This window comes from Streptomyces sp. NPDC034103, assembly GCF_055575395.1.
In genome coordinates this window covers 69,098-91,668 of record NZ_JBVISS010000019.1, presented here as the reverse complement: position 1 = coordinate 91,668, position 22,571 = coordinate 69,098, and the positions used below count along the sequence as shown (strand labels likewise).

The window sequence follows — 22,571 nt, the reverse complement described above, 5'->3', positions numbered from 1 at the left end:
ATCGGCAGTCGGCAGGACCGTATCGTCCACTGTCACCTCGCGAGATTGCCCACGATAGAGATCAAGATGTAGACGATGATCATCAGTACGAAGAAGGACAGGTCGAGCGCCACGCCCCCGAGACGCAGCGGCGGAATGAACCGCCGCAGAAGCTTCAGCGGTGGATCGGTGACAGTGTAGGTGGCCTCCAGAACGACCACCATCGCCTTGCCAGGTTGCCACGAGCGGGCGAACTGGAAGACGTAGTCCATGACCAACCGGAAGATGAGCACGATGAGGAACACCATCAGCGCGATGTAGATCACCTGCGCGAACACGCCCATGGTCTGTGTTTCCCTCTCCCCTGCTCGTACGTCTTACCGGTCGTCTGTCTCAGCTCTGATTGAAGAACCCGCCCTCTGCGATACGGGCCTTGTCCTCCGCCGTGACATCGACGTTAGCAGGCGACAACAGGAACACCTTCTGCGTCACCCGCTCGATGCTGCCGTGAAGACCAAACACCAAACCGGCCGCAAAGTCGACAAGTCGCTTGGCGTCTGTGTCATCCATCTCAGTCAGATTCATGATCACCGGGGTGCCCTCACGGAAGTGTTCCCCGATGGTACGGGCCTCGTTGTAGGTCCGCGGGTGAAGCGTGGTGATCCGGTAAGGCTCTCGTTCCGACACGACCTTGGGCATGATCACCGGTGCGTTCTTCTCCAGGCTTGCGCGTTCTTGTGTGATGGACGCCACGGGCGCGATCCGCGCCGGACGCCCGGATTCAGCGGTGAGCGAAGCGGAACGGGCGACCGGCTCGCGCGTCACCGGCGGCTGCACGATTCGCACCTCTTCGTCCCTTTGGGACTGATGTGCACTGTGCGCCTGGTGTACCGGTTCATGCCTCCGGTGGTCCCGCTCGGGCTCCGGGTCCAGTTCGGGTTCGAAGTCGTCGTCGGGGTCGAATCCGCGGCCGTCGTACCCATCGTCCTCCACGAGGCCGAGGTAGACCGCCATCTTGCGCATCGCGCCGGCCATTCTCTGAGTCCTCCGCTCTGTGGTGGATCGGCTGACGACTGCCAAGTGCCCGCGATCCACGTGGTCGTTACACCCGCCTTCCGGCGGTAATGACCATATTTTCTGCTGTGGTCCGACTTCCTGGCGACGTTACCCGAGCCTCGGGCGGACTCCGAGTACCGCCGTACCGACGCGCACATGTGTCGCTCCGGCCGCCACGGCCTGTTCGAGGTCCGCACTCATCCCTGCCGAGACCATGTTCGCAGCCGGATGACTTCGGCGCAGGTCAGTCGACAAATCCATCAACCGCTCGAACGCCGCCTGTTGGCGACCCGCGTACTCCCCGGTGAGCGGCGCGACGGTCATCAGCCCGGCGAGCCGAAGCCCCGGAGCACCGGCGACCAGATCGGCCAACTCCCCGATCCCGCCCGGCGCGACACCGCCGCGCTCCCCCCGCTCGCTCTCCCCGGCGTCGAGCGCGACCTGGAGCAGACACCCCACCTCGCGCTCGGCCCGTACGGCCTCCTTCGACAGGGCCGTCACCAGCTTCGAACGATCGACGGACTGCACGAGATCCGCGTAACCGACCACGGAACGCACCTTGTTGGTCTGAAGCTGTCCGACGAAATGCCACTCAAGGGGCAGATCCGAGCATTCGGCCGCCTTGGGTGCCGCGTCCTGGTCCTTGTTCTCGGCGACGGCGCGCACGCCGAGTGCGGACAGGATCCGCACATCACTCGCGGGGTAGGTCTTGGTGACCACGATCAGGGTCACTTCCTCGCGCTTGCGGCCCGCGGCCGCGCACGCGGCGACGATCCGCTCCTCCACCTTCGCCAGATTCGCGGCGAGTTCGTCCTTACGGTCCGTCATGCTCTCTCAGCCCAGCCAGACATATCCCGCGAGTCGCCCCGTGGTGCGATCGCGTCGGTAGGAGAAGTGGTCGCCCGATTCGAGCGTGCACACCGGCGACCGCTCCCGGTCGCGCACCCCGAGCCGTTCGAGCTGCGCGTGCACCCCGGCGGTCACGTCCACCGCGGGTGTGCCCCAACTCGTCTCGGCGTACGCCGCCGGCTCGTTCGCGGCGACGTCGGCGCGCATCGCGTCCGGCACCTCGTAGCACCGGCCGCAGACGGCGGGTCCGGTGCGGGCGACGATCCGGACGGGGTCGGCGCCGAGTTCGGCCATGGCCCGCACGGCGGCGGGGACGACCCCGGCGATCATGCCGGGCCGTCCCGCGTGCACCGCGCCGACGACTCCGGCGACCGGGTCGGCGAGCAGTACGGGCGTGCAGTCCGCGGTGAGGACGGCGAGGGCGAGACCCCGCTCGGCGGTGACGATCGCGTCCACCTCCGGCACCGGCCGGTCGCCCCAGGGCTCCGCGACCACGGCCACGTCCGCCCCGTGCACCTGGTTCATCCAGACCACCCGGCCGGGGTCGAGCCCCAGCGACTTGGCGGCCAGTTCACGGTTGGTGCGTACGGCGTCGGCGTCGTCCCCGACCGCCCCGCCGAGGTTGAGCTCCTCGTACGGAACGGCGCTCACCCCGCCCCACCGGTCGGTGAAGGCGAAGTGGGCGCCGCTCGCAGTGCTCGTTGCGGAGCGCTGTCCTATCACTTCAGGAAGTCCGGCACGTCCAGTTCCTCGGCCGCGCTGTCCGAGTAGGACCGCGACGGCGGGACCGGCGGGGCGACCGGGAGGTCGGCCACCGGCTCGGGCGCGGGCTCCGGGTCCTCCTTCGGCGTGACGCTGCCGAGCGAGCCGAAGGACGGGCGGGACTCGGTCTGCCGTACCGGGGTGGGCTCCTCCCGGCGGGCCGGGGAGGAGGAGGTCGAGCCGAGGACGGTGTCCCGGCGGGTCGGCGGCTGGCCGCCGTCGAAGCCGGCGGCGATGACCGTGACGCGCACCTCGTCGCCGAGGGCGTCGTCGATGACCGCGCCGAAGATGATGTTCGCCTCGGGGTGGGCGGCCTCGGAGACCAGTTGGGCGGCCTCGTTGATCTCGAACAGGCCGAGGTCGGAGCCACCGGAGATGGAGAGCAGCACACCGCGGGCGCCGTCGATGGACGCCTCCAGCAGCGGCGAGGAGATCGCCATCTCGGCGGCGGCCACCGCGCGGTCGTCGCCGCGGGCCGAGCCGATGCCCATGAGGGCCGAACCGGCCTCGGACATGACCGACTTGACGTCGGCGAAGTCGAGGTTGATCAGGCCGGGCGTGGTGATGAGGTCGGTGATGCCCTGGACACCGGAGAGCAGGACCTGGTCTGCCGACTTGAAGGCGTCGAGCACCGAGACCTGGCGGTCCGAGATGGACAGCAGTCGGTCGTTGGGGATGACGATGAGGGTGTCGACCTCTTCGCGGAGTTCCGCGATGCCGTCCTCGGCCTGGTTGGCGCGGCGCCGGCCCTCGAAGGTGAACGGGCGGGTGACCACGCCGATCGTGAGGGCGCCCAGGTTGCGTGCGATGTTGGCCACGACGGGTGCGCCGCCGGTGCCGGTGCCGCCGCCTTCACCGGCCGTCACGAAGACCATGTCGGCCCCCTTGAGGACCTCCTCGATCTCCTCGCGGTGATCCTCGGCGGCCTTGCGTCCGACGGCCGGGTTGGCGCCGGCGCCGAGTCCGCGGGTGAGTTCACGGCCGACGTCGAGCTTGACGTCGGCGTCGCTCATCAACAGCGCCTGCGCGTCGGTGTTGATGGCGATGAACTCGACGCCCTTGAGACCGACCTCGATCATCCGGTTGATGGCATTGACACCACCGCCGCCGACACCGATGACTTTGATGACTGCGAGGTAGTTCTGCGGTGCTGCCACGTCGAAGGCCTCTCGCCTCGAGTTACGTGTCGTCGTATCGCGGGTGTTGCGATGCGACGACGGATGCCGAATGGGACGGTCCATAGCGCCGACCCGAACCCTAACGTTGAAGTTTAGGGTTACCAGTGTGTCTGTTCCCTGGAGTCTTCTGAACAGGACACTAAGTCGACAAGTGGCGCACGTTCAACGAACACGCCGAACCTCCCGTTTTTCTTTTCACCCTATGTGATCAGCCGTAGCGGTAGCCAACCAGGGTGCTGGCCTGCGCGGATGGACGTCAACTCCCTGATGACGCAGGGGCGGTGGGAACGGAGACGTCGAAGTGCCGCGCGTCCGGCACCGCTTTCATGAGAGCGTCGAGCGTACGGGCCTTCTCGGCCCCCTTCTCGCCACTCCCCCACGCGACGGTGCGACCGTCGCTCAACTCCAGCGAGATGTCGTCGTAGGAACGCACCTTGACGGTCCGGGTGCTCTTCGCCACGGCGGCCGGGATGTGACCGGCGACCCGCACCGCCTCGCGCACCAGCCGTTCCTCGCCGAAGCGGCGCAGGCTCGCGGCGGCGGAACCCGACTCGGAGACCGTCAATTCCAGCGCGGGAACGCCTTTCGGGGCCCGGGAAACCGTGGCAAAACGGACGCCGTCGTCGTCCACTTCGGCAAACTTTCCGCCCTTTTCGACAATCAGAACCGGAGTGCGCTCAACCACTTTCAGATCGATTCCGTGGGGCCAGGAACGAGCCACATCAACCGCGTCAATTCGGGGCAATTTCCGGAGCAACCGTGCCTCGATCGCGTCGGTGTCCACGGAAATCAGCGGCGCCCCGGTCGGCACATCGGCGGCCTCGCGCACCTGTGCGGGCGTCAGAACGCCGGTGCCCGAGACCGCCACGCGCTCCACGCGCAGCCACTGCGAGCCGTACAGGGCCCACAGGGAGCCCGCGCCGAGCAGGACCAGCGCGACGGCGAGGACGACGACCGTCCGGGGCCGAGGCGCCCGCAACCGGCGGACGGGCGGCGGGCCGGACGACTCCTGCTGGCGTTCACCGCGCTCGGCGGTCGTCGTTCCGGCCACGCTGCCTGCCCTTCGCTCTACATGGAAACGCCGTGCCTAGCGGTGTGCTCGGCTGGCGGCGATCGCCTCGTACACCATGCCGACGAGCAGCTCGTCGGCGTCCCGGCGGCCGAACTCGGCGGCGGCGCGGGACATCTCGTACAGCCGGTGCGGGTCGGCGAGGACGGGCAGGACCTGCTGCTGCACCCACTCGGGGGTCAGCTCCGCGTCGTCGACCAGCAGACCGCCGCCCGCCTTGACCACCGGCTGGGCGTTGAGCCGCTGTTCGCCGTTGCCGATGGGCAGCGGGACATAGGCGGCCGGGAGCCCGACGGCGGAGAGTTCGGCGACGGTCATCGCGCCCGCGCGGCAGAGCATCATGTCGGCCGCGGCGTACGCGAGATCCATCCGGTCCACGTACGGTACCGGGATGTACGGGGGCATCCCCGGCATCTGCTGCACGTGCGGCAGTTCGTTCTTCGGGCCGACCGCGTGCAGGATCTGGATGCCGGCCTGCTGGAGCCAGGGCGCGACCTGCTGCACGACCTCGTTGAGGCGGCGGGCGCCCTGCGAGCCGCCGGAGACCAGCAGGGTCGGCAGGTTCGGGTCCAGGCCGAACATCGCGCGGGCCTCGGGACGGGCGGCGGCCCGGTCCAGGGTGGCGATGGTCCGGCGCAGCGGGATGCCGATGTAGCGGGCGTCGCGGAGCTTGCTGTCCGGGGTGGAGACGGCGACCCTGGCGGCGTAGCGGGAGCCGATCTTGTTGGCGAGGCCGGGGCGGGCGTTCGCCTCGTGCACCACGATCGGCACGCCGAGCCGCTTGGCGGCGAGGTAGGCGGGCAGGGCCACGTACCCGCCGAAGCCGACCACGGCGTCCGCCTTGGTGCGCTCCAGGATCTGCTCGGCGGCCTTGATGGTGCCGCGCAGCCGGCCCGGGACGGTGATCAGCTCGGGGGTGGGCTTGCGTGGCAGGGGCACGGCCGGGATCAGCGCGAGTTCGTAGCCGCGCTCGGGAACGAGACGAGTCTCAAGGCCGCGCTCCGTGCCCAGGGCCGTGATCCCCACGGTGGGGTCCTGCCTGCGCAGGGCGTCCGCGAGGGCGAGCGCGGGCTCGATGTGGCCGGCGGTCCCCCCACCGGCGAGTACGACATGCACCGAAATTCACCGCTCTCCGGACGAACGCGCCGAGGCGCGCCGTCGCATCGTGTTCCATCTCCGAGGCCCCGAGAGACCCCCGCCTCCCCGCTTTCTACCAAAGCGGGGCTGCCGCATCGACAGCGCGGCCCGCGCAGCGGGCTCGTCACGCGCGAAGGCGATCAGCAGCCCGATGGCGAACATGGTCGGCAGCAGGGCGGATCCTCCGTAGGAGAACAGCGGGAGGGGGACACCGGCGATCGGCAGCAGACCGAGCACCGCACCGATGTTGATCACCGCCTGCGCGGTGATCCAGGTGGTCACGCCTCCCGCGGCATACCTGACGAAGGGGTCCTCCGTACGACCGGCCACGCGGATACCCGCATAGCCTAGAGCCGCGAAGAGGGCCAGCACCGACAGCGTCCCCGCGAGGCCCAGTTCCTCACCGGTGACGGCGAAGATGAAGTCCGTGTGCGCTTCCGGGAGTTGGCCCCATTTTTCCACACTCGCGCCGAGCCCGGAGCCGAAGATCCCGCCGGAGGCGAGGGCGTAGATGCCGTGCACGGCCTGCCAGCAGGTGTCGCCCGGGCCGGGGTCGGTGGCGCCGATGCACTGGAGCCGGGCCATCCGGTTGGGGCTGGTCTTGATGAGGATCAGACCGATCGCGGCGGCCACCGACAACACCCCGACGAACAGCCGGGTCGGTGCCCCCGCGAGCCACAACAGGCCGAAAAGGATCGCCGTGAGGATGATCGCGGTGCCCATGTCGCCGCCGAGCATGATCAGCCCGAGCAGCATGAAGGCGACCGGGACGAGCGGCACCAGCATGTGTTTCCACTGCGTGAGCAGCTTCTTGTCCTGCTTGCGGGCGAGCAGGTCGGCACCCCACAGCACCAGGGCGAGCTTGCCGAACTCGCTGGGCTGGATCTGGAAGGAACCGCCGAGCGAGATCCAGTTCTGGTTGCCGTTGACCGCCATCCCTATCCCCGGCACCTGCACCAGCGCCATCAGGAAGACGGCGCCCGCGAGGATCGGGTAGGCCAGCGCCCGGTGCAGCTTCACCGGCATCCGCGAGGCGAGCAGCATCAGCCCGGCGCCGATCGAGGCGGCGAGGAGCTGCTTGCGGAAGAAGTAGGACCCCGGCAGCGACATCTGCAACGCCTTGATCTGGGAGGCCGAGTAGACCATCACCAGACCCAGCACGGTGATCAGCAGACTGCCGCCGAGGATCAGGTAGTACGCGGTCAGGGGCCGGTCCCACGCCTTGCGCGCGCGGGTGACGAGCTGTTGGACGGGGTTCTCCCGCGGTGCCCGGGAAGCCGCGGGACGTCTGACGGCCCGCTGCACGGGCGGTCGGCCGGTACGGCTAGTGGGCATCAGAGCCTCCGCTACGTCGGTCAGGAGCCGAGTTCGCGAACCGCCTCCGCGAACGCGTCACCGCGCTTGTTGTAGTTGGTGAACATGTCCATGGAGGCGCAGGCCGGGGCCAGCAGCACCGTGTCGCCGGGCCGAGCGAGCCGCTTCGCCTCCGTCACCGCCTGGAGCATCGCCCCAGTGTCGGTCCGGTCGAGGTCGACGACGGGTACTTCCGGGGCGTGTCGCGCGAGGGCTTCACGGATCAGCTCGCGGTCCTGTCCGATGAGCACGGCACCGCGCAACCGTTGTGCCGACCGGGCGACCAGTTCGTCGAAGGTGGCGCCCTTGGCGAGGCCGCCCGCGATCCACACGATCGACTCGTACGCCGCCAACGAGGCTTGTGCCGCATGGGTGTTGGTGGCCTTGGAGTCGTCGACGTAGGAGACGCCGTCCAGGTCGGCCACGTGCGCGATGCGGTGCGCGTCCGGCGTGAAGGCCCGCAGACCGTCGCGTACGGCCTTGGCGGGCACCCCGAAGGCGCGCGCGAGGGCCGCCGCCGCAAGGGCGTTGGCGATGTTGTGCGGGGCCGGCGGGGTGACGTCGGAGATCTCGGCGAGCTCCTGCGCGTTCTTCTGCCGGTTCTCGACGAAGGCGCGGTCGACCAGGATGCCGTCCACGACGCCGAGTTGGGAGGGGCCCGGGGAGCCGAGGGTGAAGCCGATGGCCCGGCAGCCCTCCTCCACGTCCGCCTCACGCACCAGGTCCTCGGTGGCCTTGTCGGCCACGTTGTAGACGCAGGCCACGCGATTGCCCTCGTAGACGCGGCCCTTGTCGCGCGCGTACGCCTCCATGGAGCCGTGCCAGTCCAGGTGGTCCGGCGCGAGGTTGAGCACGGCGGCGGAGTGGGCGCGCAGGGAGGGCGCCCAGTGCAGCTGGTAGCTGGACAACTCCACGGCGAGGACGTCGTAGCGCTCCTCGCCGAGCACCGCGTCCAGCAGGGAGACGCCGATGTTGCCGACGGCGGCGGTGCGCAGCCCGGCGGCCGTCAGGATCGACGCCAGCATCTGGGTGGTGGTCGTCTTGCCGTTGGTGCCGGTGATGGCGAGCCAGGGGGCCGCGTCGGGGCCGCGCAGCCGCCAGGCGAGCTCCACGTCCCCCCAGATGTCGACGCCGGCCTCGCGGGCCGCCGTGAACAGTGGCTTGTCGGGCTGCCAGCCGGGGGCGGTGACGACGAGCTCGGTGCCCTCGGGCAGGGTCGCGCCGTCGCCGAGGCGGACGGTGATGCCGAGCGCCTGAAGTTCGGCGGCCTGCTCACGCGCGCGTGCGTCGTCGCCGTCGTTGACGACCGTGACGACGGCTCCGCGCGCGTGCAGGGCCTTGGCCGCCGGGAGGCCGGAGACGCCGAGGCCGGCGACGGTGACGTGCTTGCCCTGCCAGTCGGCAGACTCCGAGGAGGTCACTTTTCCGCTGCCCATCCCGCGTAGAAGAGGCCCAGGCCGACGATCACGCAGATGCCCTGGATGATCCAGAAACGGACCACCACAAGGACCTCGGACCAGCCTTTGAGCTCGAAGTGGTGCTGGAGCGGCGCCATCCGGAAGACGCGCTTGCCGGTGAGCTTGAAGGAGCCGACCTGGATGACCACGGACATGGTGATGAGGACGAACAGGCCGCCCATGATGGCCACCAGCAGCTCCGTGCGGGAGAGGATGGCCAGGCCGGTGAGGACGCCGCCGAGCGCGAGCGAACCCGTGTCGCCCATGAAGATCTTGGCCGGCGAGGTGTTCCACCACAGGAAGCCGAGGCAGGCACCCATCAGCGCCGAGGCGATGACCGCCAGGTCGAGGGGATCCCGTACCTCGTAGCAGGCACCCGGGTTGGTCAGGGTGCCCGCGTTGGCGCAGGACTCCTGGAACTGCCAGACGCCGATGAAGGTGTAGGCGCCGAAGACGAGTACGGAGGCGCCGGTGGCCAGGCCGTCCAGACCGTCCGTCAGGTTCACGCCGTTGGACATGGCGAGGATCATGAACAGCGCCCAGATCACGAACAGCACCGGGCCGATCTTCCAGCCGAAGTCCGTGATGAACGACAGCCGGTCGGAGGCGGGGGTGTTGTTGCGGGCGTCCGGGAACATCAGGGCGAGCACCGCGAAGCTGATGCCGACGATCAGCTGGCCGGCCATCTTGGCCTTGGCCCGCAGACCGAGCGAACGCCGCTTGACGATCTTGATGTAGTCGTCGAGGAAGCCGACCAGGCCCATGCCGACCATCAGGCCGAGCACCAGCAGACCCGAGTAGGTCGGGGGGTAGCCGGTGATGACCTTGGACAGGAAGTAGGCGACAACCGTCGCCAGGATGAAGGCGATACCACCCATGGTCGGCGTACCGCGCTTGCTGGCGTGCTCGCGCGGGCCGTCGTCTCGGATGTACTGACCGTAGCCCTTGCGCGCGAGCAGTTTGATCAGCAGCGGGGTGCCGACCAGGGTCAGGAACAGACCAATGACTCCTGCGAACAGGATCTGCTTCATCATCGGGCGGCAACCTCACCCTCGGCGCCGAGCAGCGCCGCGGCGACACTCTCCAGGCCGACCGAACGGGACGCCTTCACGAGTACGACGTCTCCCGGACGCAGCTCGCTGCGCAACAGGTCGACCGCCGACTGTGCGTCGGACACGTGCACCGACTCCTCACCCCACGAACCCTCGTTATATGCGCCCAGTTGCAGCCAGGACGCTTCCCTGCCCCCGACCGCGACGAGCTTGCTGACGTTGAGCCGGACGGCGAGCCGTCCGACCGCGTCGTGCTCGGCGAGCGCCTCGTCCCCGAGCTCGGCCATCTTGCCGAGCACCGCCCAGGTCCGCCGCCCCTTGCCCATGGCCGCGAGCGCGCGCAAAGCCGCTCGCATGGACTCGGGGTTCGCGTTGTAGGCGTCGTTGACGACCGTCACGCCGTCCGGGCGCTCGGTGACCTCCATACGCCAGCGGGAGAGGGAGCCCGCCTCGGAGAGCGCGGTGGCGATCTCAGCTGCGGACATGCCCAGCTCATGGGCGACGGCGGCCGCGGCGAGCGCGTTCGACACGTGGTGCTCACCGTACAGGCGCATGGTCACGTCGCTGTCACCGGAGGGTGTGCGAAGCCTGAAGGCGGGCTGTCCGGTGTCCGTGAGTCGCACGTTCTCGGCACGTACGTCCGCTTCGTCGGACTCTCCGAAAAGGACCACCTTCGCCTTCGTACGGGATGCCATGGCCCGTACGAGGGGGTCGTCGGCGTTGAGGATCGCGGCGCCGTCCTCGGGCAGGGACTCCACCAGTTCGCCCTTGGCCTGGGCGATCTGCTCCCGGCCGCCGAACTCGCCGATGTGGGCGGTGCCGACGTTCAGGACGAGACCGATCCTCGGAGGCGTCAGGTCCGCGAGGTAGCGGATGTGGCCGATACCGCGGGCGCCCATCTCCAGGACCAGGAACCTGGTCTCGTCGGTGGCGCTGAGGGCGGTCAGCGGCAGCCCGATCTCGTTGTTGAGCGAGCCCGGGGTCCACACCGTCGGCGCCTTGCGCTGGAGCACCTGGGCGATCAGGTCCTTGGTGCTGGTCTTGCCCGCGGAGCCGGTGAGGGCCACGAGGGTCGCGCCGAGCCGTTGCACGACGTGGCGGGCGAGCGCGCCCAGCGCCGTCTGGACGTCCTCGACGACGATGGCGGGCACGCCGACGGGCCGCGAGGCGAGGACGGCGACCGCGCCCGCCCCGACGACCTGCGCCGCGAAGTCGTGGCCGTCCACGCGCTCGCCGACGAAGGCGACGAAGAGGCTGCCGGGCCCCGCCTCCCGGGAGTCCCGGACGACGGGTCCGGTGACCTGGACGGACGGATCCGGTATGTCGTGCGTCTGCCCGCCGACGACTGAGGCGATCTCGGCGAGAGAGAGGGCGATCACAAGTTCATCCCTGGGTCTTCTGAATGGCTTCTCGAAGCACCTGGCGGTCGTCGAAGGGACGGACCACTCCGGCGATGTCCTGGCCCTGCTCGTGGCCCTTGCCGGCGACCAGCACGGTGTCCCCCGGCCGGGCGCGGGCGACGGCGGCGGCGATCGCGGCGGCCCGGTCCTCGAAGACCTGGACCTCACCGCGCTCGTGCGACGGTACGGACGCGGCACCGTCGAGCATGGTGGCGAGGATGGCGAGGGGGTCCTCGGAGCGGGGGTTGTCGGAGGTCAGTACGGCGGTGTCGGCGAGCCGGGCCGCGGCGGCTCCCATGGGCCCGCGCTTGGTCCTGTCACGGTCGCCGCCGCAACCGAGCACGATGTGCAGCCTGCCCTCGGTGACCTTGCGCAGGGCGCGCAGGACCGATTCGACGGCGTCGGTCTTGTGGGCGTAGTCCACGACCGCGAGATACGGCTGCCCGGCGTCCACCCGCTCCAGGCGCCCCGGCACGCCCGGCACCGCGGCGATGCCGTCGGCGGCGGTCTGCGGGTCGAGGCCCGCGAGGGCGAGGGCGGTGATGGCGGCCAGGGTGTTGGCCACGTTGAAGGGTCCGGCGATCGGCGACCTGGCGGAGATCCGCTCGCCCTTGGGGCCGATCACGGTGAACGTGGAGTCCATCGGGCCGACCTGGACGTCCTCGGCCCGCCAGTCGGCGTCGGGGTGGCCCTCGGCGGAGAAGGTGACGATCGGGACCCCGGCCTCCTTGACCAGCCTGCGGCCGTACTCGTCGTCGAGGTTGACGATGCCGAGTCTGCTGCGTCGGGGCGTGAACAGCTGGGCCTTCGCCTGGAAGTAGTCCTCCATGTCGGAGTGGAACTCCATGTGCTCCGGGCTCAGGTTGTTGAACACCGCGATGTCGAAGACGGTGCCGTCGACGCGGCCGAGCACCAGCGCGTGGCTGGAGACCTCCATCGCGACCGCCTCGACGCCGCGTTCGCGCATGACCGCGAACAGGGCCTGGAGGTCGGTGGCCTCGGGGGTGGTGCGCTCGGACTTGATGCGCTCGTCACCGATCCGCATCTCCACGGTGCCGATGAGTCCGGTGCTGCGGACCGTCTTCAGACCGCCTTCCACCAGGTAGGCGGTGGTGGTCTTGCCGGAGGTGCCGGTGATGCCGATCTGGAGCAGATCGCGGCCCGGGTGACCGTAGATGGTGGCCGCGAGTTCGCCCATCAGCGCGCGCGGGTCGTCGACGACCAGCACGGGCAGCCCGCTCGCGGCGGCGCGGTCGGCGCCGGTCGGGTCGGTCAGCACGGCGGCCGCGCCGAGGCCGGTGGCCTGGGTGACGAAGTCGGCGCCGTGCAGCCGGGCGCCCGGGAGGGCGGCGTACAGGTCGCCGGGGCGGACGGCACGGGAGTCATGGGTGATGCCCGTGATCCGCGCGTCGTTCTCCGGGCGTGCGACACCCAGTTGGTCGGCGAGTTCCGCGAGGGGTGCGGCGGAGACCTGAACCGGCCTGGGCGGCCCGGGGTATGTCACGGGATGCCCCTTCTGGGTGGTTTGGGACTGATCAGCGTGTGGCACGGCGGTGAGCGTACCGGGCGCACCCACTTCCGAGCGAAGTGAGGGCAGGGGCGTGGCCTGGTTCCCGGGGTCGGGAGTGATCGTTGTCACGAGCTGGTTCCTGGGTGGTTCCGTGCTGAGGCGTGCGGGTCAGGGGGTGAAGGTGACGGGGAGGCTGGCGGACTTGGCGCCGGTCGGCGGGACCTGGAGGGACTTCAGGGCGAACTCCATGACCTGCTTGTAGACCGGGCCGCAGATCTGGCCGCCGAAGTAACTGCCCTTGGTGGCGTTCTGGATGGCGCAGTACACGGTGATCCGGGGCTTGTCGGCGGGCGCGAATCCGGCGAACGAGGAGGTGTAGCCGTGGTACTTGCCGGTGGCCGGATCCACGCGGTTGGCCGTACCCGTCTTGCCCGCGACCCGGTAGCCGGGGATACGCGCCTTGGTGCCGGTACCGTCCCGGTCGTCCACCACCGACTCCAGCATCCGGGCGAGGGTCTTCGCCGTCTTCTCGCTGATCACCCTGGTCTTCTCGGGCTTCGCGGCGGGCGTGAAGCGTCCGTCGGGACCCTTCGTGCCGCGTACGAGCGTGGGTTCGACGCGTACGCCGCCGTTGGCGATCGTCGAGTAGACGGACGCGGCCTGCATCGCGTTGAGCGAGACGCCCTGGCCGAAAGGAATCGTGTACTGCTGCGAGGTCGACCAGTCCTGCGGTGCCGCGAGGATGCCCTTGGTCTCGCCGGGGAAGCCCAGGCCGCTGTAACTGCCGAGGCCGAACTTGCGCAGGTAGGAGTAGAGGGTCCGGTTGATCTGCGCCTGCGTGCGGCCCAGCTGACCGGTCGCCAGGATGGTACCGATGTTGCTGGACTTGGCGAGCACGCCGTTGAGCGTGAGGTACCAGGTCTCGTGGTCGATGTCGTCCTTGAAGAGCCGGTCGCCGCGGTGCAGCCGGTTCGGCACGACGACCTGCGTCAGCGGCGTCGCGACGTTCTCCTCCAGCGCGGCGGCCATCGACATGACCTTGGCGGTGGAGCCGGGCTCGTAGGCGTCCTCCAGAGCCCAGTTGTGCAGGGTGTTCGGGTCGGCCCGGGAGAGGTCGCCCGGGTCGAAGCCGGGCGAGTTGGCCATGGCGAGGATCTCCCCGGTCCGGGTGTCCTGCACCATCACGTACCCGCGGTCCGCCCCGGACTTGCGCACCTGCTCGCTGATGGCGTCCTGCGCCGCCCACTGGATGTCGCGGTCGATGGTGAGCTCGACGTCGCTGCCGGGCACCGCGGGGGTCTCGGTGGAACCGGCGGTGGGGACCTGCCGGCCACCGGACTGGGCGTAGCGGATCTTGCCGTCCTTGCCGGACAGCAGGGTGTTCAGCTTCTGCTCGACCCCGCCGCCGCCCTTGCCGTCGGCGTTGACCCAGCCCAGTATCCCGGCGGCGAGGTCGCCGTTGGGGTACACGCGCTTGCTGGTGGCGACGGCGAAGACCCCGGCGAGGACGTTGACGGTGGTGTGGTCCTCCCCCGCCTTCGTAGCCAGCGCGCTCTTGAGGTCCTTGATCTGCCGCCAGACCTGCGGCGTCTGCCGCCCGGCGAGCTTGACGTACTGCCCCTTGGCGCGCAGCTTCCCGGTCAGCTCGGCCTGGTCCTTGCCGAGGATCGGTGCGAGGAGGGCGGCCGCCTGCTCGGGACCGTCGGCGACCTTCAGCTGCTTCTTGCCGAAGAGCGTGGGGTCGGCCGTGATGTCGTACGCGTCGACGCTGGTCGCCAGGGCCACTCCGGCGCGGTCGGTGATCTGGCCGCGCTCGGCGGCCAGGGTGTAGCCGACGTACCGGTTCTGCTGGGCCTTGGCGGCGTAGGTGCTCGCGTCGACGGCCTGCACCTGGAGCAGCCGTACGGCGAAGGTGATCAGGACGAGGGTCAGGGCGAGGCTGACCATGCGCAGCCGGGGCCGGGGGCTGCCGAGCCGGATGACGCGCGGACCCGTGGGCCGGGGCGCGGCGGGGCGGCGGGCCGGGCGGGCGCCGGGTCCGGGCCGGGGCCGCCGCCGGGCGTCGGAGGCGGGCCTGGCGGGGCCGGGTACGCGGCGGCGCGGCGGTTCCCTGTCGGACACTTCCGTCACCTGCCGGGAGTCGGGGTCGCGGAGGACACGGTGGGGGCGGGGCTCGGCGTGGGGGTGGCCGCCGGGCCGGGGGTGGGGGTCGGCGGCACCGAGGTCGCCGTCAGCGGCACCACCGCCTCGGGTGGCGGTACGACCTGCGTATAGGCCTGCTGGGTCGCCTCTCCCGGGACGCCCTTGACTCTGCCGTCGGGGTCGAGGAAGGCGGGGTCGCCGCCGGGGACCATGCCGAGCTCGCGGGCGCGCCGCTGGAGGGCGTCCGGGGCGGAGTAGGAGTCGATGTCCCGTTGCAGGGCCTGCTCCTGGTCGGTGAGGCTCTTCGTCTCCTTCTCGAGGTCGTCGAGCTTGAACGACCCTTCGGAGAGCGCGGAGTTCAGCACGAGGAGCCCGATGAGGCCCCCGCCGAGGAGCAGGACGACGAGCAGGACGAACGGGGTGCGGGCCGCCTGTCCGCGGCCCCCGGCCGTCGGGAAGAGCCGCGCGAGACGGGCGGCCCGCCCTTTCAGTTCGGGTTTCCTACTCACTCCGCCTCCAGTGAGTCCGGTTTCCCAACTCGCTCACGCTCCCCATTCCCCTCGTTCCCCTCATTCCAGGGACTCCCTGATGCGCTCGGCGCCACGCAACCGCGCGGGCGCCGCCCGCCGGTTCTCGGCGACCTCTTCCTCCGTGGGAAGTTCGGCACCGCGCGTCAGCAGCTTGAGCCTCGGCTGGTACTGCTCGGGGACGACCGGCAGTCCGGGGGGCGCGGTGGTGGCGGCACCGGCCGCGAACACCTGCTTGACCAGACGGTCCTCGAGCGAGTGGTACGACAGGACGGCGATCCGCCCGCCCACCGCGAGCGCCGCCACGGCGGCCGGGATCGCCCGTTCCAGGACGGCGAGTTCCCCGTTGACCTCGATGCGCAGCGCCTGGAAAGTGCGCTTGGCGGGGTTTCCGCCGGTGCGCTTGGCGGCCTGCGGCAGGGAGTCGCGGATCAGCTCGACGAGCCGCGCGCTGTGGGAGAACGGCTCCTTGTCGCGTTCGCGCACGATCGCGCTCACGATCCGCTTGGCCTGCTTCTCCTCGCCGTACGCGCGAAGGATCCGGACGAGCTCACCGGGCGGGTAGGTGTTGAGGACCTCGGCGGCGCTGACGCCGGTCGTCTGGTCCATGCGCATGTCGAGCGGGGCGTCCTGGGCGTAGGCGAAACCGCGGTCGGCCTCGTCGAGCTGCATGGAGGAGACGCCGAGGTCGAACAGGACGCCCTGCACGCGTGGGAGGCCGAGTCGGTCGAGGACCTCGGGGAGCTCGTCGTAGACCGCGTGGACGAGGGTGGCGCGTTCGCCGTAGGGCGCGAGGCGCTCGCCGGACAGGCGCAGGGCCTCCTTGTCGCGGTCGAGGGCGACGAGCCGGGCCTCGGGGAACCGCTGGAGCAGGGCCTCGCTGTGGCCGCCGAGCCCGAGGGTGCAGTCGACGACGACGGCGCCGGGGGCCTGGAGGGCGGGGGCCAACATGTCCAGGCACCGCTGGAGCATCACCGGGACGTGTCGACTGTTGCTCAAGGGGCCCTCTCAGATCCGGCGGGCCGTACGCACCGCCGGGTCCCCGCCTTCCCCCGAACAACCGGGGAAACCCCCGGTGAAGGGGAGGCCCGCCGGCGCCGGGAGCGTCAGCCGGCCGGGAGCGGGAGGAGGCCGAGCCGTACGTGCGCGCCGCGCACGTGGGGAGATCCGGCTGCTTGGCCGGTGTCTCCGTGGGAATTCAGTCCAGCAGGGAGACCTCGCCTCCCGCTTCGCGTCACTTTAGTCCACGGTGTCTCGCGGTCAATCAACCGGCCTGCGCGGCGCGGCCCGGCTCCGGCCCGAAGCGCCCGGCCCGGCGAAATCACCCGCTCGGACGCACCACCACCCCCTTGTGGCTTACCTCACAGAGAGGGCGTGATGGCACTCTTTTTCCGCTCTCACGACAGGACCGGAACCCCTGTGACCAGTACCGTCGTGCCTATGACGACTTCCGCATCCGCCGCCGCCGCGCCCGAAGACGCCATACGGGACACCGCGGTCACCGACCGTCTCGTCCAGGCCAACGCACGATATGCCGCCTCGTTCGCCGACCCCGGCATGGACGCCCGTCCCGTCCTGCGCGTCGCCGTCGTGGCCTGCATGGACGCCCGCCTCGACCTGCACGAGGCGCTCGGCCTGGAGCTCGGCGACTGCCACACCATCCGCAACGCGGGAGGCGTGGTCACCGATGACGTGATCCGCTCGCTCACCATCAGCCAGCGCAAGCTCGGCACCCGCAGCGTCGTCCTGATCCACCACACCGGCTGCGGTCTGGAGCAGATCACCGAGGACTTCCGCACCGACCTGGAGATGGAGGTCGGCCAGCGCCCGGCCTGGGCCGTGGAGTCCTTCCGGGACGTCGACCAGGACGTACGGCAGTCCATGCAGCGGGTGCGCACCAACCCGTTCCTGCTGCATACCGACGACGTGCGCGGCTTCGTGTTCGACGTGAAGACGGGTCTGCTGCGCGAGGTCGACCCGGTCTGACGCCCACCGAAGCTGTCGTTCTGCTGTTGATTTCCGGTTCGGGGCCGCCGAAAAGGCAGTAAGGCCGACATATCGCGGTCAGTTGTCCACAGGCGAGTGACACGAATCGGTAACGGCAGCAAGAATGCGGGGATGGACGTCGCGCGGAACCATTTCCGTGCGGTGTCCGTGATTCGGGGTGGGCCGGTCCGCAACGCAGAGCGTCGGCCCGGGAAAGAACGGGCCGAGGAGGGCCGGGTGACGACCTATGACGATCGAGCGAGCCTCACTGATCTGACCGCCACTGTGGAGCGTGTCCGCAGTTCGGTGGAGGGTGTGATCGAGGGCAAGCCCGAGGTCGTACGGCTTTCGCTGACCGTACTGCTCGCCGAGGGGCATCTTCTGATCGAGGATGTCCCCGGCGTCGGCAAGACCATGCTGGCGAAGGCACTGGCGCGGTCCATCGACTGCTCGGTGCGGCGTATTCAGTTCACGCCCGACCTGCTGCCCTCGGACATCACCGGTGTGTCCATCTGGGACCAGCAGCGCCGGGACTTCGAGTTCAAGCCGGGTGCGATCTTCGCGCAGATCGTGATCGGCGACGAGATCAACCGCGCCTCGCCCAAGACCCAGTCCGCGCTCCTCGAGTCCATGGAGGAGCGGCAGGTCACCATCGACGGGCAGACCTACGAGCTGCCGAGCCCCTTCATGGTGGTGGCCACCCAGAACCCGGTCGAGATGGAGGGCACCTACCCGCTGCCCGAGGCCCAGCGCGACCGCTTCATGGCCCGGGTCTCCATCGGCTACCCCAGCGCGGAGGCCGAGCTGCAGATGCTCGACATCCACGGCGGGGTGAACCCCTTGGACGACCTCCAGCCGGTGGCCCACGCCCACGAGATCGTCAAGCTGGTCGACGCCGTCCGCGGCGTCCACGTCGCCGACGCGGTCCGGCGCTACGCGGTGGACCTGGTCGCCGCCACGCGCACCCACCCCGACCTCAGACTCGGCGCCTCCCCGCGCGCGACGCTGCATCTGCTGCGCGCGGCGAAGGCGTCCGCCGCCCTCAGCGGCCGGGAGTACGCGCTGCCGGACGACATCCAGGCACTCGCCGTCGCCGTCCTGGCCCACCGCCTGCTGCCCACCGCCCAGGCCCAGCTCAACCGGCGCACGGCCGAGCAGGTGGTGCAGGAGATCCTCCAGCGCACCCCGGTGCCCCAGCAGCAGAGCGGCATGGGTCTCGGGCACGGCACTCAGGCGTTCGGTCAGCAGCCGCCGCGGAGGCTGTGATGACCACCGCCGCGGGGCCGGGCCACGGGGAGCCCGACCGGGGCGACAAGGGCGGGATACGCACGGCGCTCGCCGGGCTGACCACCCGCGGCCGCTCCTTCCTGGCCGCCGGGATCGCCGCCGCCATCTGCGCGTACGTCCTGGGGCAGAGCGATCTGCTCCGGGTCGGACTGCTGCTGGCGCTGCTGCCGCTGGTCTGCGCGACCGTGCTCTACCGCACCCGCTACCGGGTGGCCGGCAGCCGCCGGCTCTCCCCCGCGCGCGTGCCCGCCGGCAGCGAGGCCCGGGTCCACCTGCGCATGGACAACGTCTCGCGGCTGCCCACCGGCCTGCTGATGCTCCAGGACCGGGTGCCCTACGTCCTCGGCCCGCGCCCGCGCTTCGTGCTGGACCGGGTGGAGGCGGGCGGCCGCCGCGAGGTGTCCTACCGCGTCCGCTCCGACCTGCGCGGCCGCTACCCGCTGGGACCGCTCCAGCTGCGCCTGACCGACCCGTTCGGCATGTGCGAGCTGACCCGGTCCTTCTCGTCGTTCGACACCCTGACGGTGATCCCGCGCGTGGAGCCGCTGCCACCGGTGCGGTTCAGCGGCGAGGCCAAGGGGTACGGCGACGGGCGGCACCGCTCGCTGGCGCTGGCCGGCGAGGACGACGTGATCCCGCGCGGGTACCGCTACGGCGACGACCTGCGCCGGGTGCACTGGCGGTCCACCGCGCGCTACGGCGAGCTGATGGTGCGCCGCGAGGAGCAGCCGCAGCGCGCCCGCTGCACCGTGCTGCTCGACACCCGGGGCCTCGCCTTCCGCGGCGCGGGCCCCGACTCGGCCTTCGAGTGGGCCGTGTCGGGCACCGCGTCAACGCTGGTGCACATGCTCGAACGGGGCTTTTCGGTACGGCTGTTGACGGACACCGGCAGCTCCGTGCCCGGCGAGGGGGCGGACGGGTTCGCGGGCGCCAACCAGGAGTCGGCGGACGCCGCCGGGCTGATGATGGACACCCTCGCGGTCGTCGACCACTCCGACGGCACCGGCCTGTCCCGGGCCTATGACGTGCTGCGCGGGGGCAACGAAGGGCTGCTGGTGGCCTTCTTCGGCGACCTCGACGAGGAGCAGGCCGCGGTGGCCGCCAAGATGCGCCAGCGCAGCGGAGGCGCGGTCGCCTTCCTGCTGGACAGCCAGAGCTGGGTGCGGGAACCCACCGATGTGGCCCGGCCGTTGGACAGGAGCGAGGAGCGGTTGCGGATGCTGCGCGAGGCGGGCTGGACGGCGCTGCGCGTGCCACGCGGCTCCTCCTTGACCGAGCTGTGGCGCCAGGCGGACCGCGAGCGCACCGGCTTCGGAGCGCCGAACGGGCCGGGAGCCGAGGGGGCACGCGCATGAGCGGGCGGGCACGACTGGCACTGTGCGCCTGGGCGGCCACCCTGATGACGTCCTGCGCCCTGCTGCCCCTGGTGGAACCGGCCTCGTGGATCCTTCAGGCGGCCTTCCTGCTCGGCGTCCAGTCGCTGGTGGGCGCGGCGACCCGGCGGGTGCCGCTGGCCCGGCCGCTGACCGTCGCCGCGCAGGCCCTGGTCACCCTGATGCTGCTGACCGTGGTCTTCGCCCGGGAGCAGGCCCTGGCAGGCGTCATCCCGACTCCGGGGGTGTTCCAGCGCTTCGCCGATCTGCTCCAGCAGGGCGGCGACGACATCGCGCGGTACGCGATCCCGGCGCCGCTGGACTCCGCCGGCATCCGGCTGATGATCATCGGCGGGGTGCTGATCATCGGGCTCGCGGTGGACACCCTCGCGGTCACCTTCCGCGGCGCGGCGCCCGCCGGGTTGCCGCTGCTCGCGCTGTACTCCGTCGCCGCGGGGCTGTCCGACGGCGGCGCCGACTGGCTGTGGTTCCTGGTCGCGGCGGCCGGCTATCTGATGCTGCTGCTGGCCGAGGGACGCGAGCGGCTCTCCCAGTGGGGGCGGGTCTTCGGCGGGGCGCCGCGCACCCCCGGCGGGGACTCCGGCGTGGTGGCCCCGGTCCGCACCGGGCGGCGCATCGGCGCGGTCGCGCTGGGCCTCGCCCTGGTGGTGCCGGTCGCGCTGCCGGCCATGGACGGCGGCCTCCTGGATGGCACCGGCACGGGTGTGGGCGGCGGCAGCGGGAACGGCGGCACGATCGCCGCGGTGAACCCGCTGGTGTCCCTGCGCGACAACCTCAACGTGGACGAGGACCGCCAGGTCCTGACCCTGCGCACCGAGCCCGAGGACCAGGGCAGCCTGTACTTGCGGATCGTGTCGCTGGACGACTTCGACGGCCGCACCTGGAGGCCGTCCAAGCGCAACATCGAGAAGGTGCCGGACGAGTTCCCCACCCCGGTCGGGCTCGGCGCCGACATCCGGCGCGCCGAGATCACGACCCGGGTCGTGGCCGCCGAGGACTACCGGCAGGACTGGCTGCCGATGCCCTACCCGCCCAGCGGCGTGGAGGTCGAGGGGGACTGGCGCTACGAGCCGGAGGGCATGACCCTCGTCGGCGACCACGACCAGAACACGGGCGGGGCGACGTACGAGGTCAAGAGTCTCGTGGTGCAGCCGACGGCGGAACAGCTGGCGGCGGCCACGGCACCGCCGGCGGGTCTGCGGCGCGAGTACACCAAGGTGCCCGACTCGCTGCCGGCGGTCGTGACCCGGACGGCCCGTGAGGTCACCCAGGGCTCGGCGAACCACTACGAGCAGGCGGTCAAGCTCCAGGAGTACTTCTCACTGACCGGCGGCTTCCAGTACGACACCCAGGTGCAGGTGGGCTCCGGCTCCGAGGCGATCGCCCGGTTCCTGAAGGACAAGCAGGGCTTCTGCGTCCACTTCTCCTTCGCCATGGCGGCGATGGCCCGCACGCTGGGCATCCCGGCCCGCGTCGCGGTCGGTTTCGCGCCGGGCACACCGCAGGTCGACGGCACCGTGTCGGTGGGGCTGCGGGACGCGCACGCCTGGCCGGAGCTGTACTTCGAGGGCGTGGGCTGGACCCGCTTCGAGCCGACGCCGACGCGGGGCACCCAGCCGGAGTACACCCAGACGGACAGCCCGAGCAACAGCCTGCCCGACCCGGGCCTGCCCTCACGGTCGGCGAGCGCCGCGCCCTCCACCGCCCCCTCGGCGAGCGAGAGCTGCACGGCGGAGCAGAAGAAGCTGGAGGCCTGTCCGAGCGAGTCCGCGGCGATCGCGACGCCCACGGACGACGACGGCCCGAAGTGGTACGTCGCCCTGGCCTGGGCGTTCGGTGGTCTCGCCGCCCTGGCGATCCCCCTGGCGCCGATGATGTGGCGCCGGCGCGTCCGGGCGGTACGACTGGGGGCGCACGGCCGTGGTGAGGCGGACGTGGTGCCGCACACCCTGGCGGTCTGGCTGGAACTGACCGACACGGCGTGGGACTTCGGCATTCCGCCGGACGAGTCGCAGACCCCGCGCAAGGCGGCGGCCAGGATCGTCAGACTCGGGCATCTCGACCCGGAGGCCGCGACCGCGGTGCACCGGGTGGCGGACGCCGTGGAGCAGGTCCTCTACGCACCGCGGCCCCGTCTGACGGCAGGACTCGCGGAGGATGCCCGCCGGGCGGTCGCCGGACTGGCCGGTCCGGTGCCGCGGCGTACGCGGCTGCGGGCGCTCCTCGCCCCGCGTTCCGCCGTACGAGTGGTGTGGGCCGTCTCGCAGTGGTGGGCCCGGGTGACGGCCCGCGCGGCTGCGGCCAGGCCGACGCTGCGCAAGCCGTCGGGTCAGGAGGGCTGAGCGGTCTGAGCCCTCGGGGCAAGGGGTGAGGCCCCGAACCGTGTGAACGGTTCGGGGCCTCACTCGTCGGCCCCCGTCGGCACTTGTCGAC

General features: G+C 70.8%; 19 protein-coding genes. 4 read left to right on the top strand and 15 right to left on the bottom strand.

Translation table 11 applies throughout. From position 1 onward, the window contains the following. Positions 1–32: 32 nt before the first annotated feature. From ACZ56U_RS34905 to rsmH, 15 genes are all read right to left on the bottom strand, one after another. The gene (locus tag ACZ56U_RS34905; protein ID WP_037937545.1) at positions 33–323 is read right to left on the bottom strand and encodes a YggT family protein; all 291 of its coding nucleotides are present in this window, start codon (positions 321–323) and stop codon (positions 33–35) included. 49 nt (positions 324–372) lie between these two features. Further along, on the bottom strand, positions 373–1,014 hold the full coding sequence (locus tag ACZ56U_RS34900) for a cell division protein SepF (RefSeq protein WP_469087931.1): 642 nt from the start codon (positions 1,012–1,014) through the stop codon (positions 373–375). Positions 1,015–1,143: 129 nt separating this feature from the next. Further along, positions 1,144–1,863, bottom strand: coding sequence for a YggS family pyridoxal phosphate-dependent enzyme (locus tag ACZ56U_RS34895; protein ID WP_469087930.1), 720 nt, complete (start codon positions 1,861–1,863; stop codon positions 1,144–1,146). Between the two features lie 6 nt (positions 1,864–1,869). Next, positions 1,870–2,607 carry a peptidoglycan editing factor PgeF gene (pgeF, locus tag ACZ56U_RS34890; protein WP_469087929.1) on the bottom strand — a complete coding sequence of 246 codons (738 nt, stop codon included), beginning with the start codon at positions 2,605–2,607 and terminating at the stop codon, positions 1,870–1,872. After that, a complete protein-coding gene (gene ftsZ / locus ACZ56U_RS34885; protein WP_391230000.1) occupies positions 2,604–3,803 on the bottom strand; it encodes a cell division protein FtsZ in 1,200 nt (399 codons plus the stop codon). Before ftsZ ends, pgeF begins: the two co-directional genes overlap by 4 nt. Before the next feature lie 277 nt (positions 3,804–4,080). Beyond that, positions 4,081–4,875: a cell division protein FtsQ/DivIB gene (locus tag ACZ56U_RS34880; RefSeq protein WP_469087928.1), complete on the bottom strand. Its 795-nt coding sequence runs from the start codon at positions 4,873–4,875 to the stop codon at positions 4,081–4,083. Positions 4,876–4,911: 36 nt separating this feature from the next. After that, positions 4,912–6,009, bottom strand: coding sequence for an undecaprenyldiphospho-muramoylpentapeptide beta-N-acetylglucosaminyltransferase (murG, locus tag ACZ56U_RS34875; protein WP_391229996.1), 1,098 nt, complete (start codon positions 6,007–6,009; stop codon positions 4,912–4,914). 6 nt (positions 6,010–6,015) lie between these two features. Next, positions 6,016–7,365, bottom strand: a complete 1,350-nt coding sequence (ftsW, locus tag ACZ56U_RS34870) for a putative lipid II flippase FtsW (protein ID WP_469087927.1) — start codon at positions 7,363–7,365, stop codon at positions 6,016–6,018. Positions 7,366–7,385: 20 nt separating this feature from the next. Continuing rightward, positions 7,386–8,819: a UDP-N-acetylmuramoyl-L-alanine--D-glutamate ligase gene (murD, locus tag ACZ56U_RS34865; RefSeq protein ID WP_469087926.1), complete on the bottom strand. Its 1,434-nt coding sequence runs from the start codon at positions 8,817–8,819 to the stop codon at positions 7,386–7,388. After that, entirely contained in the window at positions 8,801–9,874 is a 1,074-nt protein-coding gene (gene mraY, locus ACZ56U_RS34860; RefSeq protein WP_391229989.1) for a phospho-N-acetylmuramoyl-pentapeptide-transferase, read from the bottom strand. The genes murD and mraY overlap by 19 nt, the downstream gene beginning before the upstream one ends. Beyond that, positions 9,871–11,271 carry a UDP-N-acetylmuramoyl-tripeptide--D-alanyl-D-alanine ligase gene (locus tag ACZ56U_RS34855; protein ID WP_469087925.1) on the bottom strand — a complete coding sequence of 467 codons (1,401 nt, stop codon included), beginning with the start codon at positions 11,269–11,271 and terminating at the stop codon, positions 9,871–9,873. Before ACZ56U_RS34855 ends, mraY begins: the two co-directional genes overlap by 4 nt. Before the next feature lie 4 nt (positions 11,272–11,275). Then, positions 11,276–12,796: a UDP-N-acetylmuramoyl-L-alanyl-D-glutamate--2,6-diaminopimelate ligase gene (locus ACZ56U_RS34850; RefSeq protein WP_469087924.1), complete on the bottom strand. Its 1,521-nt coding sequence runs from the start codon at positions 12,794–12,796 to the stop codon at positions 11,276–11,278. 174 nt (positions 12,797–12,970) lie between these two features. Continuing rightward, entirely contained in the window at positions 12,971–14,923 is a 1,953-nt protein-coding gene (locus ACZ56U_RS34845; RefSeq protein WP_469087923.1) for a peptidoglycan D,D-transpeptidase FtsI family protein, read from the bottom strand. Between the two features lie 5 nt (positions 14,924–14,928). Further along, entirely contained in the window at positions 14,929–15,453 is a 525-nt protein-coding gene (ftsL, locus tag ACZ56U_RS34840; protein WP_469087922.1) for a cell division protein FtsL, read from the bottom strand. A gap of 60 nt (positions 15,454–15,513) precedes the next feature. Beyond that, on the bottom strand, positions 15,514–16,470 hold the full coding sequence (gene rsmH / locus ACZ56U_RS34835; protein ID WP_391229978.1) for a 16S rRNA (cytosine(1402)-N(4))-methyltransferase RsmH: 957 nt from the start codon (positions 16,468–16,470) through the stop codon (positions 15,514–15,516). Positions 16,471–16,848: 378 nt separating this feature from the next. On the opposite strand from rsmH, the gene ACZ56U_RS34830 reads away from it, so the two are divergent. The 4 genes from ACZ56U_RS34830 to ACZ56U_RS34815 all read left to right on the top strand — a co-directional run bounded on the left by ACZ56U_RS34830 (position 16,849) and on the right by ACZ56U_RS34815 (position 22,480). Next, positions 16,849–17,457, top strand: coding sequence for a beta-class carbonic anhydrase (locus ACZ56U_RS34830; protein WP_469087921.1), 609 nt, complete (start codon positions 16,849–16,851; stop codon positions 17,455–17,457). A gap of 237 nt (positions 17,458–17,694) precedes the next feature. After that, positions 17,695–18,723: an AAA family ATPase gene (locus tag ACZ56U_RS34825; protein ID WP_469087920.1), complete on the top strand. Its 1,029-nt coding sequence runs from the start codon at positions 17,695–17,697 to the stop codon at positions 18,721–18,723. Beyond that, the gene (locus ACZ56U_RS34820; protein WP_469087919.1) at positions 18,723–20,099 is read left to right on the top strand and encodes a DUF58 domain-containing protein; all 1,377 of its coding nucleotides are present in this window, start codon (positions 18,723–18,725) and stop codon (positions 20,097–20,099) included. Before ACZ56U_RS34825 ends, ACZ56U_RS34820 begins: the two co-directional genes overlap by 1 nt. Then, positions 20,096–22,480: a transglutaminase TgpA family protein gene (locus tag ACZ56U_RS34815; protein ID WP_469087918.1), complete on the top strand. Its 2,385-nt coding sequence runs from the start codon at positions 20,096–20,098 to the stop codon at positions 22,478–22,480. Before ACZ56U_RS34820 ends, ACZ56U_RS34815 begins: the two co-directional genes overlap by 4 nt. Positions 22,481–22,571: the final 91 nt, after the last annotated feature.